A 12964-nucleotide genomic window follows, 5' to 3' on the forward strand; every position below is an offset into this window, starting at 1 on the left:
CATAGTCCGTTCGGACCATTCAAGATTGGGCCCGAAGGGGGTGTTGCGCTGTGCCCGCCTTCCGTAACGTCCTCAACTGGCGGCGGTGAATATGCCGCTGCCGCCGTGGGGGAGCCTCGATTCGGGAGAGGACGGCGCCGGTATGGGCTGGGTAACCGACTGGAGTGCGCAGGCGGCCTGCCGCACTACCGATCCGGATGAACTGTTCGTTCAAGGAGCAGCGCAGAACCGGGCGAAGGCGGTGTGCACCGGATGTCCGGTGCGCACGGAGTGCCTCGCCGATGCGCTCGACAACCGCGTCGAATTCGGCGTGTGGGGTGGCATGACGGAGCGTGAGCGCCGCGCACTGCTGCGCAGGCGACCGACCGTGACGTCGTGGCGTCGGCTGCTGGAGACCGCGCGTACGGAGTACGAGCGCGGTGCCGGCCTGCTGCCCCTCGACGAGGAAGAGGTGTACGAGAACTACGCGGCGGTGGGCTGAGGGGACCTGTCCCTCGGACTCGGACGCCGTGCCTTCGGGCCGCGGCGGCGGGTCCGCCGGGTCCGTCTCCACCACCCCCTGGCACGAAGAGCACGCCCCCGTGACACACGACAGGGGCCTCTCAGGTGCGGGCGCGGGACGCCTCGATCAGGCGTCGGCGCCCCCGGCCGCTTGGTCGAGCCCTCGGGCCCGGGTGCCGCGTCACGCCGGCGCAGCACGGACCGCGGCTAGTGACCCGGCCACATCCCGGGCCTCGGCTACCCGGCCGCATCCCGGGCCTCGGTTGCCTTGTGCACCGCTCAGCCTCGGGCTGTCATGCGCGGCGCAGGCCGAGCCTCGCGCCTCAGGCGTCGGCTTCGGGCAGCTCCGGCCGATGGGCCGCCAGCCGGTTCCCGATGTCCCGCAGCCCCGCGAGGTCGTGCACATCGCCGGGCAGTGCGCCCACCTCGACCACCGCGACCTCGGGATGGCGCGCCGTGAAGCGGTCGCGTGTACGTCGCTCACGGGAGAGCAGCTGCATCCGCTCGGCGTGCAGCCTCAGCAGGCCCGAGGTGAGCTGTTCGACTGCTCCGTCCGTGGCGGGGGAGCCTTCGGCGGAAGCGGAAGCGGAAGCGAACGGGGACGAGGACGGAGACGCGGACGGGGACGGGGAGACAGAAGGAGAAGCGGGAACCGGATCGACGGGAGATTCTGAACTGCCGTACGTTTCGGGAGAGTTACGAAGACCAGCTTTCCCGTCGCCCTGATCCACAATGCGGGCGGCCGCAAGATTTTCTACGACCGTGGAGTCCCCGGTGACCGGGGTCGTGTGGCCCTCGCCCCCGGGGGCCCCGACGACTTCGCCCGCTCCGGCGAGTTCGTCACCCCCGGCGCTTCCCTGGCCCCCGGCGCTTCCGGAGTGACGATTCTCCGCGGTGGCGAGTTGCAGGTTCTCCGCCGCGGCGAGCGCCCGTTCGGCGGACAGATGCGCGGCGCCACTGCCGTGGACCCGGTTGAGGACCAGACCCGCCAGCGGCATGTGCTCGGCGGCCAGGCGCTCCACGAAGTACGCGGCCTCACGCAACGCGTCCCGCTCCGGGACCGCCACCACCAGGAAGGCCGTCCCGGGCGCCTGAAGCAGCTTGAACGTGGCGTCGGCCCGCTTGCGGAAGCCCCCGAACATCGTGTCCATCGCCGCCACGAACGTCTGGATGTCCTTCAGCAGCTGACCGCCCAGCAGCTTGCCCAGGGTGCCCGTCATCATGGACATCCCGACGTTCAGGAATTTCATCCCCGCGCGTCCGCCGACCTTCGCCGGTGCCATCAGGACCCGGATCAGCTTGCCGTCGAGGAACGAGCCGAGCCGCTTCGGCGCGTCCAGGAAGTCCAGCGCCGAACGCGAGGGCGGCGTGTCGACGACGATCAGGTCCCACTCGTCGCGGGAACGCAGCTGCCCCAGCTTCTCCATCGCCATGTACTCCTGCGTGCCCGCGAAGCCCGCCGAAAGCGACTGGTAGAAGGGGTTGCTCAGGATGGCGGCCGACCGCTCACCGTCCGCGTGCGCCTCGACGATCTCGTCGAAGGTGCGCTTCATGTCCAGCATCATGGCGTGCAGTTCACCCTCGCCCTCGACACCCTTCACCCGGCGCGGGGTGTTGTCGAGGGAGTCGATGCCCATGGACTGGGCGAGCCGGCGGGCCGGGTCGATGGTCAGCACGACCACCTTGCGGCCTTGCTCGGCGGCGCGCAGCCCGAGGGCCGCCGCCGTGGTCGTCTTGCCGACACCGCCCGAGCCGCAGCACACCACGATGCGGGTCTTCGGGTCGTCGATCAGCGGATCGATGTCCAGAAGGCGTGCGGAGTCGATCGCGCGGGCCTGATCGGATGCGGGGCCGTGGCCCTGGGCGCGTGCCGGGTCCGGACTCATGAGATCCCTTGCTGACGCAGTTCCTTGGCCAGTTCGTACAGGCCCGCGAGGTCCATGCCCTCGGCGAGCAGCGGGAGTTCGTGCAGCGGCAGGCCCGACTCCCTGAGCACGGCCCGCTGCTCGTGCTCCAGGGTGTGGCGCTCGGCGTACTCCTCGGCCTGCTGGAGGAGCGGCTCCACGAGCCGTTCGGCGAGCCCGCCGCGACGGGCGCCGCCGAGTCCGGCCGTGGAGAGCGACTTGGCGATGCCGCTCCGGGGAGCGGCCCCGACGAGCTCCAGATCGGCCTGACCCAGTACGGCGGGACGCACCATGTTCACGATGAGCCGCCCCACCGGCAGCCCGGCCGCGCGCAGTTCGGCGATGGCGTCCGCGGTCTCCTGGACGGGCATCTCCTCCAGCAGGGTCACCAGATGGACGGCCGTCTCGGCGGACTTCAGGACGCGCATGACGGCCTGCGCCTGATTGTGTATCGGGCCGATCCTGGCCAGGCCGGCCACTTCGTCGTTCACGTTCAGGAAGCGGGTGATGCGGCCCGTGGGCGGGGCGTCCATCACCACGTAGTCGTAGGCGAAGCGGCCGCTCTTGTCCTTGCGGCGGACGGCCTCGCAGGCCTTGCCCGTGAGGAGGACGTCCCGTACGCCGGGTGCGACGGTGGTCGCGAAGTCGATGGCGCCCAGCTTCTTCAGGGCCCGTCCCGCGCCGCCGAGCTTGTAGAACATCTGGAGGTAGTCCAGAAGGGCCAGCTCGGCGTCGATGGCCAGTGCGTACACCTCCCCGCCCCCCGGAGCGACGGCGATCTTCCGCTCCTCGTAAGGCAGCGCTTCTGTTTCGAAGAGCTGCGCGATGCCCTGCCTGCCCTCGACCTCGACGAGGAGGGCCCGCTTGCCCTCGGTCGCGAGGGCGAGCGCGAGGGCGGCGGCTACCGTGGTCTTGCCGGTACCGCCCTTGCCACTGACGACCTGGAGCCTGCTCACGTCTTCGAGCCTAACCAGTCCGCGCCCGGGCTACGCGGGAGGCTGTGGATAACAGCGGATACAGTCGGCCACATGACCAAGTGGGAATACGCAACCGTGCCGCTGCTCGTCCATGCCACGAAGCAGATCCTGGACACCTGGGGCGAGGACGGCTGGGAGCTCGTCCAGGTCGTGCCCGGGCCGAACAACCCCGAGCAGCTGGTGGCCTATCTGAAGCGGGAGAGGCAGGCATGAGTGCCGTCGAGTCCAGGCTCCGCGAGCTCGGCCTGACGCTGCCGGCGGTCGTTCCGCCGCTGGCCGCGTACCAGCCCGCAGTGCAGTCCGGCGTGTACGTCTACACGGCCGGCCAGCTGCCGATGGTGGACGGCCGGCTCCCGGTGACCGGCAAGGTGGGCGCCGAGGTCACGGCCGAGGAGGCCAAGGACCTCGCCCGTACCTGTGCGCTGAACGCGCTCGCCGCGGTCAAGTCGGTGGCGGGGGACCTTGACCGCATCGCGCGCGTCGTGAAGGTCGTCGGTTTCGTGGCCTCCGCCGCGGACTTCACCGGCCAGCCCGGTGTCCTGAACGGTGCGAGCGAACTGCTGGGCGAGGTTCTCGGCGACAAGGGCGTGCACGCCCGCAGCGCGGTGGGTGTGGCGGTCCTGCCGCTGGACGCGCCGGTCGAGGTCGAGATCCAGGTGGAGCTGACCGGGGCGTAACCCGCCCCCCAGGGGCAGGCCCTTTCCGTGCGGGACCCGGCGCCTGCCGGCCCGGACCCGGCCCGGGACCCGGCCCCTGCCGCCCGGGGGTCGCCCCCAGGTCGGTCCGGGACCGCTCCCGGTCGGCCGACGGCCGCCTCTCGAACATCATCGCGCCACGGGATAGCCTCCGGCCATGGCGAATGGGCAGTGGTACCCACCGGAGTGGCCCGAGCGGATCCGTGCGCTCGCGGACGGCACGCTCACACCGGTCGCCCCGAGACGGGCGGCCACCGTCATGCTGCTCAGGGACACCGACGGCGCCCCCGTGGTGCACATGCTGCGCAGACGCGCCTCCATGGCCTTCGCCGGAGGCGCGTACGCGTATCCGGGCGGCGGCGTGGACCACCGCGACGACGAGCACCACATCCGCTGGGCGGGTCCCACGCGCGCGTGGTGGGCGGACCGGCTGGGCGTCGACGAGACGTCCGCCCAGGCCGTCGTCTGCGCGGCGGTCCGTGAGACGTACGAGGAGGCCGGCGTCCTGCTCGCCGGGCCCACCCCGGACACCGTGGTCGGCGACACGACGGGCGAGGAGTGGGAGGCGGACCGCGCGGCCCTGGTCGCCCGGGACCTCTCCTTCGCCGAGTTCCTGGACCGCCGCGGGCTCGTCCTGAGGTCGGACCTGCTCGGCGCCTGGACCCGCTGGATCACCCCCGAGTTCGAACCCCGGCGCTACGACACCTGGTTCTTCGTGGCCGCCCTCCCCGAAGGCCAGCGCACCCGCAACGCCTCCACGGAGGCCGACCGCACCGTGTGGATCAGGCCCGCGGAAGCGGCGCGGGGGTACGACAGGGGCGAGCTGCTCATGATGCCGCCGACCATCGCGACCCTGCGCCAGCTGCTCCCGTACGCCACGGCCGCCGACGCCCTCGCCGCCGCGCAGGGCCGCGACCTGACGCCCGTTCTGGCGCAGGCCCGTCTGGAGGGCGACGAAGTGGTCCTGTCCTGGCCGGGGCACGACGAGTTCACCAAGCACATCCCGACCGGGGGAGCCCCCGCATGACGGAAGCAGCAGCCCTTCCAGGACAGCCGCGGGGCGGCGTCCTCTCCGGTCCCGCCACCCTGCGGGCCGTCAACGTCCTGGCCCCGAACGCGTCCGCGATGACCCTGGACGGCACGAACACCTGGCTCCTGTCCGAGCCGGACTCCGAGCTCGCGGTCGTCGTCGACCCCGGGCCACTGGACGACGGACACCTGCGGAACGTCGTGGACACGGCGCACCGGGCGGGGAAGCGGGTCGCGCTGACCCTGCTCACGCACGGGCACCCGGACCACGCGGAGGGCGCCGGGCGGTTCGCCGAGCTGACGGGCACGAAGGTGCGGGCGCTGGACCCGGCGCTGCGGCTCGGCGACGAAGGACTCGCCCACGGGGACGTCGTCACCGTCGGCGGCCTGGAACTGCGGGTCGTGCCGACCCCCGGGCACACCGCCGACTCGCTGTGCTTCCATCTCCCGGCCGACCGGGCCGTCCTGACCGGGGACACCGTCCTCGGGCGCGGTACGACCGTGGTGGCCCATCCCGACGGCCGCCTGGGGGACTATCTCGACTCGCTGCGGCGGCTGCGGTCCCTGACGGTCGACGACGGCGTCCACACCGTCCTGCCGGGCCACGGCCCCGTCCTCGACGACGCGCAGGGCGCCGTCGAGTTCTATCTCGCCCACCGCGCCCACCGCCTCGCCCAGGTGGAGACGGCCGTCGAGAACGGCCTGCGGTCGCCGGGCGAGGTCGTCGCCCACGTGTACGCCGACGTGGACCGCTCGCTGTGGCCCGCCGCGGAACTGTCCGTACGGGCCCAGATGGACTACCTCCAGGAACACGGCCTCATCTAGCCGGTCGCGGCAACTGACGGACTGCCGGACTGCCGGACTGCCGGACCAGCCCTAGTCAGGGCGTGGCGCCTTGACGCCGTGCACGCGCGCGTACTCCTCGGCAAGCCAGGGGCCGAGGTCGTCGACGTACGCACGCAGGACGGCCGGGTCGCCGCGCGGTTCGTATCCGAGGGCGGCCGCCTCGCGCAGCTCGCGGGCGCGCCCCGGGTAGTACGCGCCGAACGCCTCGGCCATCTCCCGCAGATCGCTCGTCCAGCCGTTCCAGCGCGGCATGACGAGGGTGAACGCGGTGCGGACGAGGCGGCGTGACATGAAACGCACCAGGCGGCTTCGTGCCTCGTCGGTGTCCGCCGCGTCCCTGATCCGTTCACGCCAGCGCGGCAGGAGCACCGCCAGGTCGCCGTTCGTCTCCCGGGCCAGCAGGGAGTCGGGCCGGTAGCGGGGCAGGTGGGCGGCCAGGTCCTCGCCCAGGAGGGGCGTACACAGGCAGGCGACGAACCAGCCGCCGTCGTACCTCTCCAGGTCGCTGAGCGCGCGCTCCCGGCCGAGCAGCAGCGTCCTGGCGCCGTCTATCTGCGGGAACCGCGCGTCGAGGGCCTCGTCCAGCGCGCGGGCGTCCGCGCGGTCGGTCTGCGTCGGTTCCTCGCGCAGGACCAGCAGCAGGTCCAGGTCGCTGCGGCCCACGCGCGCGGTGCCGCGCGGGATCGATCCGTAGAGGTACGCGCCGTGCAGCCGCGCTCCGAAGACCTCGCCGACCCGGGTGCGCGCCGCGGTGACGACGGGCCGGAACGCCGGCTGGATCCTCCCGAGGGATCCCTCACGCTCCACGTATCCCCGGGCGTCCAGCCCTCGGCGCTGCTCACTTCCGCTCACGCACCCACTGTGCCCGATGTGCTGGTCGGCCCGTCCGGCATTTCAGGGAGCGCGCCAGCGCGGAGCCGGGATGGGACGAAGGGGCGGGGAACGTCCGTCGACGACGACGGGGCCCCGCCTCTACGGAAGGCGGGGCCCCGTCGCGTACGGCGATGAAGCGGGCGGTGTCAGCGCGAGCGCTTCGCGAGCCGCTCGACGTCCAGCAGGATCACGGCACGGGCCTCCAGGCGGAGCCAGCCGCGCCCGGCGAAGTCGGCGAGGGCCTTGTTGACCGTCTCGCGGGAGGCGCCGACCAGCTGGGCCAGCTCCTCCTGCGTCAGGTCGTGCACGACGTGGATGCCCTCCTCCGACTGCACACCGAAGCGGCGGGAGAGGTCCAGGAGCGCGCGGGCCACCCGGCCCGGCACGTCCGAGAAGACCAGGTCGGACATCTGGTCGTTGGTCTTGCGCAGGCGCCGGGCGACGGCGCGCAGCAGGGCTGCGGCCACCTCGGGCCGCGCGTTCAGCCAGGGCTGGAGGTCGCCGTGGCCGAGGCCCAGCAGCTTGACCTCGGTGAGCGCGCTGGCCGTGGCCGTACGCGGACCGGGGTCGAACAGCGACAGCTCGCCGATCAGCTCGCCGGGGCCGAGGACGGCCAGCATGTTCTCCCGGCCGTCGGGGGAGGTGCGGTGGAGCTTCACCTTGCCCTCGGTGACCACGTACAGCCGGTCCCCGGGGTCGCCCTCGTGGAAGAGAGCGTCACCGCGGGCGAGGGTCACCTCACTCATGGAGGCGCGGAGCTCCGCGGCCTGCTCGTCATCGAGCGCCGCGAAGAGCGGGGCGCGCCGCAGAACGTCGTCCACGAGTTCTCTCCTTGTCGACCTGCTCAGGGGATCTTGCTCCCCCGTGTGCCAGGGGACCGTGTTCCCCATTTTGCCGGGCGTTCCAAACAGTGTGATCAGTCACAAGTCTGCCGTACTGGCGTCCTGGCGAGTGCGGCAGGGGGCCAATTGGGGGCCGATCTTCAGGGTCCGGGGCGGATGTCGGTGCCGGGCTTTAGGCTGGCCGGGTGTCCAAATCGCCGGTGAGAGCACAGGCCAAGGGGGCTGGGCGGGTGGTTGTACGTCGCGATTCCGCTGTGGGCGAACAGGCCGCGGGCGGGACCAGCAAACCGACAAATGCGGCAGGGTCGGCGCCGCTGCAGGCCGCCGCCAAGAAGCCCGCCGAGAACGAGAAGACGAAGGCCATCGTGAAGAAGCCGGCCCCCGCCGGGCAGACGACCACGCCCGCGGAGCAGACGACCGCGTCGACGGAGCGGACGACCGCGTCGGCGAAGACCGCCGTCAAGAAGGCGACGCCCGCGAAGAAGGCGACACCCGCGAAGAAGGCCGTGCCCGCGAAGAAGGCCGTGCCCGCGAAGAAGGCCGTGCCCGCCAAGACAACCAAGACAACCAAGACGGCCAAGACGGTTAAGACCGCGGTCAAGAAGCCCCCGGCGCAGCAGCCCAAGCCCGACCCCGCCGTCGTCCGTCGGGCCCGCCGCATCAACCGCGAGCTCGCCGAGGTGTACCCGTACGCGCACCCCGAACTGGACTTCGAGAACGCGTTCCAGCTCGTGATCGCCACCGTGCTGTCCGCACAGACGACCGACCTGCGGGTGAACCAGACGACACCGGCGCTCTTCGCGAAGTACCCCACGCCCGAGGACCTGGCCGCCGCCAACCCGGAGGAGGTCGAGGAGATCCTGCGGCCCACCGGGTTCTTCCGGGCCAAGACCAGGTCGGTGATAGGGCTGTCCAAGGCGCTGCGGGACGACTTCGGGGGCGAGGTGCCCGGTCGGCTGGAAGACCTGGTCAAGCTGCCGGGAGTGGGCCGCAAAACCGCGTTCGTGGTGCTCGGCAACGCCTTCGGGCGGCCCGGCATCACCGTGGACACCCACTTCGGACGCCTCGTGCGCCGTTGGCAGTGGACGGACGAGACCGACCCGGACAAGGTCGAGGCGGTCGTCGGCGCCCTCTTCCCGAAGAGCGAGTGGACGATGCTGTCGCACCACGTGATCTTCCACGGCCGCCGCATCTGTCATGCCCGTAAACCGGCCTGCGGCGCCTGCCCAGTCGCCCCGCTCTGCCCGGCGTACGGGGAGGGCGAGACGGACCCCGAGAAGGCGAAGAAGCTCCTGAAGTACGAGAAGGGCGGTTTCCCGGGCCAGCGTCTCAAGCCCCCGCAGGCCTACCTGGACGCAGGTGGTATCGCGGCACCGCCCCTGGGCACCGGATGACCTGCGGCGCGGAACGATCCGCGGCACCGCACGCGTTGAGACCGGAAGAACGGGGGTGGCGATGACGCACGCGAGCCATACGCACCAGGGCCACGGCACACACCAGGACCACGGCACGCAGCACGGCCACGGCACGCACCTGGGACGGGTCCCGTCCGCCGAGGGGATCGCGCCGAGCAGGAACGGCCTGCCCGGCTGGCTGGAACCGGTGGCCCGCGCCGCGGAGACGGTGCAGCCGCTCCAGTTGAGCCGCTTCCTGCCGCCGGCCGACGGCGCGGGCCGCCAGTCCGCCGTACTGATCCTCTTCGGCGAGGGGGAGCGCGGCCCCGAGCTGCTGCTCATGGAACGCGCGAGCTCCCTCAGATCGCACGCGGGCCAGCCGTCCTTCCCCGGTGGCGCCCTCGACCCCGAGGACGGCGACCCCGAGACCGACGGGCCGCTGCGCGCCGCTCTGCGCGAGGCCGAGGAGGAGACCGGCCTCGACCCGAGCGGCGTCCAGCTCTTCGGCGTGCTGCCCCGGCTCTACATTCCGGTGAGCAGCTTCGTGGTGACGCCGGTGCTCGGCTGGTGGCGCCGTCCGACCCCGGTCGACGCGGTCGATCCGGCCGAGACGGCGCGGGTCTTCACCGTCCCCGTGGCGGATCTCACGGACCCGGCGAACCGGGCGACGGCGGTCCACCCCAGCGGTCACCGGGGCCCGGCTTTCCTGGTCGAATCGGCCCTCGTCTGGGGCTTCACGGCCGGGATCATCGACAGGATCCTGCACTACGCGGGCTGGGAGCTGCCCTGGGACCGGGAGAAGCAGGTCCCGCTCGACTGGCGCGCATGACAGGGTGGCCTCCGTGAATGTGCTGGACATCCTGTTGCTGGTCGCCGCCGTGTGGTTCGCGATCGTGGGCTACCGCCAAGGCTTCGTCGTCGGCATCCTGTCGGTGATCGGCTTCCTGGGAGGCGGCCTCGTCGCGGTCTACCTGCTCCCCGTCGCCTGGGGCGCCATGACCGAGGACACGGAGGTCAGTACGACCGCCGCCGTCGTCGCGGTGATCGTCGTGATCGTCTGCGCCTCCGTCGGCCAGGCCCTCACCACCCACCTCGGCAGCAAGCTCCGCCGGCACATCACCTGGTCCCCCGCCCGCGCCCTGGACGCGACGGGCGGCGCCCTGGTCAACGTGGTGGCGATGCTGCTCGTGGCCTGGCTGATCGGCTCCGCCCTCGCCGGTACGACGCTGCCGACGCTCGGCAAGGAAGTGCGCGGCTCCAAGGTGCTGCTGGGCGTGTCGCGGGCGATGCCCACCCAGGCCGACACCTGGTTCGCCGACTTCTCCTCGGTCCTCGCGCAGAACGGCTTCCCGCAGGTCTTCAGCCCCTTCGCGAACGAACCGATCACCGAGGTCCAGCCCCCCGACCCGGCGCTCGCCAACAGCGCGGTGGCCAAGCGCGCGCAGAAGTCCATCGTCAAGGTCATGGGCACCGCGCAGAGTTGCGGCAAGGTCCTGGAAGGCACCGGCTTCGTCTTCGGCGAGCGCCGCGTCATGACCAACGCGCACGTGGTCGGCGGTGTCGACGAGCCCACGGTCCAGATAGGCGGCGAAGGCCGGAAGTACGATGCGACGGTCGTCCTGTACGACTGGGAGCGCGACATCGCCGTACTGGACGTGCCGAACCTGCGCGCGCCCACCCTGCAGTTCACGTCCAAGGACGCGACCAGGGACGACGGCGCGATCGTCGCGGGCTTCCCGCAGAACGGGGCGTACAACGTGCAGCCCGCCCGGGTGCGCGGCCGGCTCACCGCGAACGGCCCGGACATCTACCACCGCGGCACGGTCCGGCGCGACGTCTACTCGCTCTACGCGATCGTGCGCCAGGGGAACTCCGGCGGACCGCTGCTCACACCCGAAGGCAAGGTGTACGGCGTGGTGTTCGCCAAGTCCCTCGACAACGACGACACCGGCTACGCGCTGACCGCGGACGAGGTCCGGGAGGACATCACCAAGGGTCGTACGGCGAACCAGCAGGTGGACAGCGACAGCTGCGCGCTCTGACGAGGCGGAGGCTGCCCCGTCGGCCGGGCCGAGCAGCCGTGGCGTCCGGTCTGCGGGTCAGCCGCGGGGGTGACGCAGTCGCGCCGAGACCCAGCGGGCCCGGCGGCGCAGGATGTGCGGGATTCCCAACCTGAGCTCCGTGCCCTGCAGTTGCGGGGCACCCCTCCGGTGGTAGCTCAGGCCCGTGGCCGAGCGACGGGTGCGTGCTGCGTCACTGTAGTCGTGCGTCCAGCCCATACCCCGACGTCTGCCCGGGCCTCATGGTCGGTAATCGCCTCACGGGCCCCCAATTGGCCTATGCGCGAGGCATTTGGCTGTTCGAAGGACAAGCGTTCCCCACTGGATGCCGAACGGGTGCGAACGCCCATCTACCGGACGCCCGCGGGACTCGTCACCGGTCGGGTTCGGGGTCCTTCAGCCAGTTGATGAGCTCGGTGGAGAATGCCACCGGATCCTCCTCGTGCGGGAAGTGCCCCAGTCCGTCGAACAGCCGCCAGCGGTACGGGGCTTCGACGTACTGCCCGGAGCCCGCGGCGCTGCGCGTGCGCATCACCGGGTCCAGCGAACCGTGCAGATGGAGCGTCGGCACCCGCAGCGGCCGCTTCATGCGCCGGTTGAACTGGATGCCGTCCGGGCGTGCCATCGAACGCACCATCCAGCGGTACGGCTCGATCGCGCAGTGCGCCGTCGACGGGATGCACATGGCACGCCGGTACGTCTCCACGGCCTCGTCGTCCGGCAGGCGCGGCCCCGACCAGTCCCGCAACAGACGGCCCACCAGAGCGGCGTCGTCGGCGACGAGTTGACGCTCGGGGATCCACGGCCGCTGGAACCCCCAGATGTAGGAACCCGCGGTCGTCTGCTTGACGTCCGAGAGCATGGCCGAGCGCCAGCGGCGGGGGTGGGGCATCGACGACACCGCCAGCCGGCGGACGAGCTTCGGGCGCATCACGGCGGCCGTCCACGCCAGGTAGCCGCCCAGGTCGTGGCCGACGAGCGCGGCGTCGGGCTCGCCGAGCGACCGGACGACCCCGGTGATGTCGAGGGCGAGGTTCGCCGGGTCGTAGCCGCGCGGGGTGCGGTCGCTGCCGCCGACGCCCCGCAGGTCCATGGCCACCGCACGGAAGCCCGCGTCGGCGAGAGCCGCCATCTGATGCCGCCAGGCCCACCAGAACTGCGGGAAGCCGTGCAGCAAAAGAACGAGCGGCCCGTCGCCCATCTCGGCGATGTGGAAACGCGCGCCGTTGGCCGCGACGTCCCGGTGGACGACCTCTTTCCCGCCGGGCACGTCGAGCCGTACGACTGAAGCGGGTGGAGCCGAAGGTGTGGCGGGGTCGGTCATGAGGATGAGCGTGCCACAGCCTCGATGGCCTCCGGGACACGCTCGTGGGCGGTCACCTCACGGGGGTGCGGTTTGGCGTTCTGCAGGACGCCCGCCGACTCCTTCATCGAGGCGGCGACCTTCTGCGGGCCCTTGCCCTTCTTGGCCTTCTTCGCGAAGACGACGCCGATCAGCGCGAGCACTCCGGCGACCAGCACGTTCGCGGCGAAGGAGAGCAGGAAGCAGACGGCGAGGTTCCAGTCGGTCCAGGTCCGGATGGCGTACGCCAGGGCGAAGCTCAGCATCGGCAGGGAGAAGATCAGCACCGCGCCGGCCGCGGAGAACGCGCCGCCGCTGACCGCCCCGCGCTTGACGTCCTGCCTGAGCTGCGCCTTCGCCAGCGCGATCTCGTCATGCACCAGCGCGGACATCTCGGTCGTCGCCGAGGCGAACAACTGGCCGATGCTGCGTTCGGCGCCGACCGGGCTGCCGTCGGGTGCGCTCATCGCGATCTCCCTCTTCTGCATGGAATGGTGCGGT

The 12964-nt window shown here is 71.6% G+C and carries 15 protein-coding genes; 8 read left to right on the plus strand and 7 right to left on the minus strand.

Annotated elements, in window-relative coordinates:
* The first annotated feature begins 142 nt into the window (after positions 1-142).
* Positions 143-481: a transcriptional regulator WblA gene (gene wblA, locus ACFYP4_RS14740; protein WP_059133594.1), complete on the plus strand. Its 339-nt coding sequence runs from the start codon at positions 143-145 to the stop codon at positions 479-481.
* A gap of 343 nt (positions 482-824) precedes the next feature.
* On the opposite strand, the gene ACFYP4_RS14745 is transcribed toward wblA, so the two are convergent.
* Together ACFYP4_RS14745 and ACFYP4_RS14750 are read right to left on the minus strand one after the other, a co-directional pair.
* Positions 825-2387, minus strand: coding sequence for an ArsA family ATPase (locus ACFYP4_RS14745; protein ID WP_388785555.1), 1563 nt, complete (start codon positions 2385-2387; stop codon positions 825-827).
* Positions 2384-3361: an ArsA-related P-loop ATPase gene (locus tag ACFYP4_RS14750; protein ID WP_358852904.1), complete on the minus strand. Its 978-nt coding sequence runs from the start codon at positions 3359-3361 to the stop codon at positions 2384-2386. Before ACFYP4_RS14750 ends, ACFYP4_RS14745 begins: the two co-directional genes overlap by 4 nt.
* A 72-nt stretch (positions 3362-3433) precedes the next feature.
* On the opposite strand from ACFYP4_RS14750, the gene ACFYP4_RS14755 reads away from it, so the two are divergent.
* The 4 genes from ACFYP4_RS14755 (at position 3434) to ACFYP4_RS14770 (ending at position 5931) form a co-directional block, all read left to right on the plus strand.
* A complete protein-coding gene (locus ACFYP4_RS14755; RefSeq protein WP_010986011.1) occupies positions 3434-3595 on the plus strand; it encodes a DUF4177 domain-containing protein in 162 nt (53 codons plus the stop codon).
* Positions 3592-4059, plus strand: coding sequence for a RidA family protein (locus ACFYP4_RS14760; RefSeq protein WP_358852903.1), 468 nt, complete (start codon positions 3592-3594; stop codon positions 4057-4059). Before ACFYP4_RS14755 ends, ACFYP4_RS14760 begins: the two co-directional genes overlap by 4 nt.
* Positions 4060-4234: 175 nt before the next feature.
* The gene (locus ACFYP4_RS14765; protein WP_388785558.1) at positions 4235-5104 is read left to right on the plus strand and encodes an NUDIX hydrolase; all 870 of its coding nucleotides are present in this window, start codon (positions 4235-4237) and stop codon (positions 5102-5104) included.
* A complete protein-coding gene (locus ACFYP4_RS14770) occupies positions 5101-5931 on the plus strand; it encodes an MBL fold metallo-hydrolase (protein ID WP_358852901.1) in 831 nt (276 codons plus the stop codon). The genes ACFYP4_RS14765 and ACFYP4_RS14770 overlap by 4 nt, the downstream gene beginning before the upstream one ends.
* Positions 5932-5982: 51 nt before the next feature.
* Here the strand turns inward: ACFYP4_RS14770 and ACFYP4_RS14775 are convergent, their stop codons facing one another.
* The gene (locus ACFYP4_RS14775) at positions 5983-6804 is read right to left on the minus strand and encodes a nucleotidyltransferase domain-containing protein (protein WP_388785560.1); all 822 of its coding nucleotides are present in this window, start codon (positions 6802-6804) and stop codon (positions 5983-5985) included.
* 167 nt (positions 6805-6971) lie between these two features.
* Positions 6972-7646, minus strand: a complete 675-nt coding sequence (locus ACFYP4_RS14780; protein ID WP_016642758.1) for a Crp/Fnr family transcriptional regulator — start codon at positions 7644-7646, stop codon at positions 6972-6974.
* A gap of 335 nt (positions 7647-7981) precedes the next feature.
* Between ACFYP4_RS14780 and nth the strand changes: the two genes are divergently transcribed.
* The 3 genes from nth (at position 7982) to ACFYP4_RS14795 (ending at position 11103) form a co-directional block, all read left to right on the plus strand.
* On the plus strand, positions 7982-9061 hold the full coding sequence (gene nth, locus ACFYP4_RS14785) for an endonuclease III (RefSeq protein WP_388785705.1): 1080 nt from the start codon (positions 7982-7984) through the stop codon (positions 9059-9061).
* Between the two features lie 61 nt (positions 9062-9122).
* Positions 9123-9890 (plus strand): NUDIX hydrolase, encoded by a 768-nt coding sequence (locus tag ACFYP4_RS14790; RefSeq protein WP_388785562.1) that lies wholly within the window; start codon positions 9123-9125, stop codon positions 9888-9890.
* Between the two features lie 13 nt (positions 9891-9903).
* Positions 9904-11103: a MarP family serine protease gene (locus tag ACFYP4_RS14795; RefSeq protein WP_358852899.1), complete on the plus strand. Its 1200-nt coding sequence runs from the start codon at positions 9904-9906 to the stop codon at positions 11101-11103.
* A 57-nt stretch (positions 11104-11160) separates the two neighbouring features.
* Here ACFYP4_RS14795 and ACFYP4_RS14800 read toward each other — a convergent pair whose 3' ends face one another.
* The 3 genes from ACFYP4_RS14800 to ACFYP4_RS14810 all read right to left on the minus strand — a co-directional run bounded on the left by ACFYP4_RS14800 (position 11161) and on the right by ACFYP4_RS14810 (position 12930).
* Positions 11161-11340 (minus strand): hypothetical protein, encoded by a 180-nt coding sequence (locus ACFYP4_RS14800; RefSeq protein WP_388785565.1) that lies wholly within the window; start codon positions 11338-11340, stop codon positions 11161-11163.
* Positions 11341-11494: 154 nt separating this feature from the next.
* Positions 11495-12445, minus strand: coding sequence for an alpha/beta hydrolase (locus ACFYP4_RS14805; RefSeq protein ID WP_358852897.1), 951 nt, complete (start codon positions 12443-12445; stop codon positions 11495-11497).
* Positions 12442-12930 carry a phage holin family protein gene (locus ACFYP4_RS14810; RefSeq protein ID WP_358852896.1) on the minus strand — a complete coding sequence of 163 codons (489 nt, stop codon included), beginning with the start codon at positions 12928-12930 and terminating at the stop codon, positions 12442-12444. The genes ACFYP4_RS14805 and ACFYP4_RS14810 overlap by 4 nt, the downstream gene beginning before the upstream one ends.
* Positions 12931-12964 lie beyond the last annotated feature (34 nt).

It is taken from the genome of Streptomyces sp. NPDC005551 (assembly GCF_042871785.1).
GTDB lineage: Bacteria > Actinomycetota > Actinomycetes > Streptomycetales > Streptomycetaceae > Streptomyces.